This window comes from Elusimicrobiota bacterium (genome assembly GCA_026388075.1).
Lineage (GTDB): Bacteria > Elusimicrobiota > Endomicrobiia > Endomicrobiales > JAPLKN01 > JAPLKN01.
In genome coordinates this window covers 1-4176 of record JAPLKN010000166.1, presented here as the reverse complement: position 1 = coordinate 4176, position 4176 = coordinate 1, and the positions used below count along the sequence as shown (strand labels likewise).

The 4176-nt window shown below is 35.5% G+C and carries 5 protein-coding genes and 1 riboswitch; all 5 genes read left to right on the top strand.

The genetic code is table 11. The features are described 5' to 3' along the window. Window positions 1-379 (top strand): lysophospholipid acyltransferase family protein (locus NT145_09065; GenBank protein ID MCX5782824.1); only part of this gene is annotated, 379 nt, incomplete at its 5' end. An 11-nt stretch (window positions 380-390) separates the two neighbouring features. Next, window positions 391-1281 carry a lysophospholipid acyltransferase family protein gene (locus NT145_09060; protein MCX5782823.1) on the top strand — a complete coding sequence of 297 codons (891 nt, stop codon included), beginning with the start codon at window positions 391-393 and terminating at the stop codon, window positions 1279-1281. A gap of 43 nt (window positions 1282-1324) precedes the next feature. Further along, a riboswitch (FMN riboswitch) is annotated at window positions 1325-1472 on the top strand. A 161-nt stretch (window positions 1473-1633) separates the two neighbouring features. Continuing rightward, window positions 1634-2767 (top strand): bifunctional diaminohydroxyphosphoribosylaminopyrimidine deaminase/5-amino-6-(5-phosphoribosylamino)uracil reductase RibD, encoded by a 1134-nt coding sequence (ribD, locus tag NT145_09055; GenBank protein MCX5782822.1) that lies wholly within the window; start codon window positions 1634-1636, stop codon window positions 2765-2767. A 139-nt stretch (window positions 2768-2906) separates the two neighbouring features. Continuing rightward, complete coding sequence (locus NT145_09050; protein ID MCX5782821.1) at window positions 2907-3545, top strand: riboflavin synthase; 639 nt, start codon at window positions 2907-2909, stop codon at window positions 3543-3545. Window positions 3546-3772: 227 nt separating this feature from the next. Further along, the coding region (locus NT145_09045; protein MCX5782820.1) for a 3,4-dihydroxy-2-butanone-4-phosphate synthase at window positions 3773-4176 on the top strand (404 nt) is incomplete at its 3' end.

Below are 4176 nucleotides of genomic sequence, written 5' to 3'. Positions count from 1 at the left end.
TATGAAGGTTGCTTTACGGGGGGTAATGCAGGCATTAAAGAAGAATGAATTTGTTGCAATGCTTGCTGATCAGGATGCTCATGAAATAGGAACATTTGTTAATTTTTTTGGCAGGCCTGCCTCAACTCCTAAGGGACCTGCCGCGTTTGCATTAAGGGCTGATTGTCCAATGATTTTTTCTATTATCATACGTAAAAATGATAAATTTATTGCCAAGTTTGAAACTGTTCCAAAACCTGCATCTATAGGTGATGAAGAAAAAGACATACAAAACTATACCCAAGTATATACAACAATGCTTGAAAATTATTGCCGCGAATATCCTGAAAATTGGTTTTGGCTTCATCGCAGATGGAAAACTAAACAAACTTTAATATAAAGGTTTTTTATATGAGAAAATTAAAATATTTGCTTCAATATTATGCCATTATTACTACAGCTTTTACATTAAGATCTCTTCATCTTAAGTTGGCTAGATTTTTTGCTAGAAGATTGGGCGATCTTAATTATTATCTTGTAGGAATAAGAAGAAAAACAGTTTCAAAAAATCTTTCTGAGTCTTTTCCTGAAAAAAGCCATGCTGAAATTAGATTAATTGCTCGCAATACTTTTAGACAGATCTTGACAACTTTTATAGAATTAGCTTTTTTCCCGAAATGGACTAAAGACGACTTAAATAAGATCATAATTATTAAAGGGAAAGAAGTTATTGACGATGCTTTTGAAAAAGGAAAAGGAGTGATTTTTGTGACTACTCATTTTTGTAATTGGGAGCTATTAGGAAGTATTGTTTCTCTTAATTATCCTTTGAATGCTATTGCAGCGACACAATCAAACAATAAATTAGACAATCTAATTAATTCATATAGAAAAGCGAAAAGCCTCAAAATTATACCAATGAATTTTGCTGCGCGAGGAATAATCCAAGCACTTAAAAAACATGAAAGTGTTGCTTTTCTTTCTGATCAGGATGCTGGCATAAATGGAACATTTGTCAATTTTTTTGGCAGATTAACATCAACACCGAAAGGTACTGCAGTATTTGCTTTAAGACAAGGATGCCCCCTTATTTTTGGCATTATATTCCGTGATAATGATAAGTTTATTGCATCATTTGAATATGTTCCCAAACCACTACTTACTGGAGATGAAGAAAAAGATATTCAGAACTATACACAGGCGTATACAACTATGCTAGAAAATTATGTTCGCAAATATCCTGACCATTATTATTGGGTCCATAGACGTTGGAAAACCAGACCTCCAAGCGAATCTTCTTGACAAAATTCTGATAATATGGTTAAATTACAATCAACTTAATAGAAATATTCTTCGGGGTTGGGTGTAATTCCCAATCGGTAGTGAACCTACAAAAAGGTAGCCTACGACCCCGCCAAAAGCTTTGCAATTGGGCGGGCTGAACTCGTGAAAATCGAGTGCCGACGGTATAGTCCGGAAGGAAGGAGAATAATAGGGGTTTGTACAATTTATTGCAAACCTTTAGATTTTGTAACCCGGAGATTTCTGCTTCGGGTTTTTTGTTTTTACGAAAGCTAAAATACCCGCTATAATGCTCAACTTTCGGCGGATTTTAGAAATATTATTCAATTTCAACGCTAAAATAGAGCAAACTATGAGCAAACTACGTAAAAAATTCATGCAAATAGCTCTTGACCTTGCTAAAAAAGGCAAAGGAAAAGTAGAACCCAATCCTCTGGTTGGAGCTATAGTTGTAAAAGGTAACAAAATTGTCGGTAAAGGGCACCATGAGTACTTTGGCGGGCCGCATGCCGAAGTAAATGCTCTAGATAATGCGGGTAGTGATGCTAAAGGGGCTACTTTGTATGTTAATTTGGAGCCTTGCAGTAAATGGGGAAAAACACCACCCTGCACAACAAAAATTATTAATTCAGGCATTAGGCAGGTAGTTTGCGCTATGGCTGATGTTAATCCCAAAAATAGATACCAAGGTATTAAAATATTGAAAAAAAATAAAGTTAAAGTGATAAATCATATATTATTTAAAAAAGCTTGTAAATTAAATGAGAAATATTGTGCTTCATTTAAGAATAAGTTCAGTATTGCTGTTAAAACTGCTATGTCGCTAGATGGCAAGATTGCCACCAAAACTGGCGATTCCAAATGGATTACAAGCGAAAAATCCAGGAAAATTGTTCATAAGCTAAGAAGTCAATCTGATGCCGTTTTGGTAGGAATAAATACTATCCTTAAAGACAATCCCGAACTTACGAGCCATGGAGCGGGTAAAAATCCAATACGAGTAATAATAGACCCCAACCTAAGAATACATGAAAACTGCAGAGTGTTGAATGACAAGAAATCACCAATTATACTGATTTATTCCAATGCCATAACTTCTATAATCAAAAATAAAATAATAAGACTGCAAAAAAAGGCAATTTTATTGCCGTTTCCACCTACGGGGTGGAAACAGGGGGAATCTTTCCACCTACGGGGTGGAAACAGGGGGAGGATACCTTTTAAGTGGATTATTGAAAAACTTTCTGATATTTCCATCAGAAAAATCCTAATAGAAGGCGGCGGGGAAACAATCGCCAATGCATTAAATGATGGAGTAGTGAATAAGATTTATGTTTTTGTTGCTCCTAAAATTATTGGCGGCAGAGATGCCAGAACTCCAGTTGAGGGATTAGGTATATCTAAAATTAAAGATGCTCTTAAAATAAAAAACCTCAAAATAAGAAAAATTGGAACGGATATTTTGATCGAAGGAAGAATAAAATAATTATGAAATGGTCATTCCTGAATGTTTTTATCGGGAATCTAATCTTCTAATAAACAGAATGGATCTCCGATTACAGTGCATCCTCGTTCTTTGAACGAGGTCCAACAGCGCGGGGATGACAAGGAAATGGGAATTTAATATGTTTACAGGAATAATTGAAGATATAGGAAAAATTAGAAAAATTTCGTCAGGAAAATTATCGGTTGAAACGAAACTTGACGATATTAAAATCGGAGATAGCATTTCAGTCAATGGAGTTTGTCTAACAGTAATTGAAGTGCGACGAAGTAAAGATTTCTCTGTTATTGTTTTCGATTTCAGCCCGGAAACCTCTTCAAAAACAAACATAGGCAAATTAAAGATTGGCTCAAAGGTAAATTTAGAACGCGCTGTAAAAATCGGAGATAGATTGGGCGGTCATTTTATTACGGGACACATCGAAACCGCAAGCAAAATAAAATCAATAAAAAAAGAAGATAATTCTTCCGTATTTGAAATATCTTTGCCAAAAGAACTAAATAAATATGTTGTAAATAAAGGTTCAATTACCGTTGACGGAGTTTCCTTAACCATAGTTAAAAGTGAAAATGAATGTTTTTCGGTATCTATTGTTCCTCATACAATGGAAAAAACAACTTTTAATAATAAAAAAGTTGGCGACTTAATAAATATTGAGACCGATATGATGGCGAAATATTCTGAAAAAATATCTAATGAGAATTCAAAAACAACTTTAACAAAGGAAAAACTCTATATAAGCGGGTTCATTTCGGAGTAAACCCCGTTAGAGACCTGCCTCGCCGGTGGGCGGGCAACGGGCACTTCGCCCCGTTAGAAATTGTTGGCTGAAACGTTGATTCAGACAGGGGCTTAACCGTATATCTAAGCTAGCTAAAATTTCTAACGAGGTGAGCGAATAAAGATGGAGTATTAAACCGCCATCTAACAGTATGATTTCAATCCTTCGACTGGAACCGGAGGCATTCTCTAACGGAGTAAAAAAATATGAAGAGAAAAGGTTTTTCATCTATTGAAAGCGCTATAAATGATATTAAACGCGGTAAGATGATAATTGTCATTGACGATCCGGGACGCGAAAATGAGGGGGACTTGATCTGTGCCGCCGAAAAAACCATTCCAGAATTAATAAATTTTATGGCAAAATACGGCCGTGGATTGATTTGTTTGCCTATGGTCGGTTCTCGCCTGGATGAACTAAAGATTGAATCTATGGTTTCAAATCCAAATGAGGCAAAAGAAGCTGCCTTTACTGTTTCAGTTGATTATATTCACGGAACAACAACGGGAATTTCGGCTCACGACAGATCAATAACGATAAAAAGTCTATTAAATCCAAAAACTAAACCTCATGATTTGGCAAAACCCGGGCATATTTTTCCTTTAAGATA

Excerpts from the sequence above, each read along its gene's own strand:
- NT145_09060 (MCX5782823.1), top strand. The coding sequence starts at position 391 with ATGAGAAAATTAAAATATTTGCTTCAATATTATGCCATTATTACTACA.
- ribD (MCX5782822.1), top strand. The coding sequence starts at position 1,634 with ATGAGCAAACTACGTAAAAAATTCATGCAAATAGCTCTTGACCTTGCT.
- NT145_09050 (MCX5782821.1), top strand. The coding sequence starts at position 2,907 with ATGTTTACAGGAATAATTGAAGATATAGGAAAAATTAGAAAAATTTCG.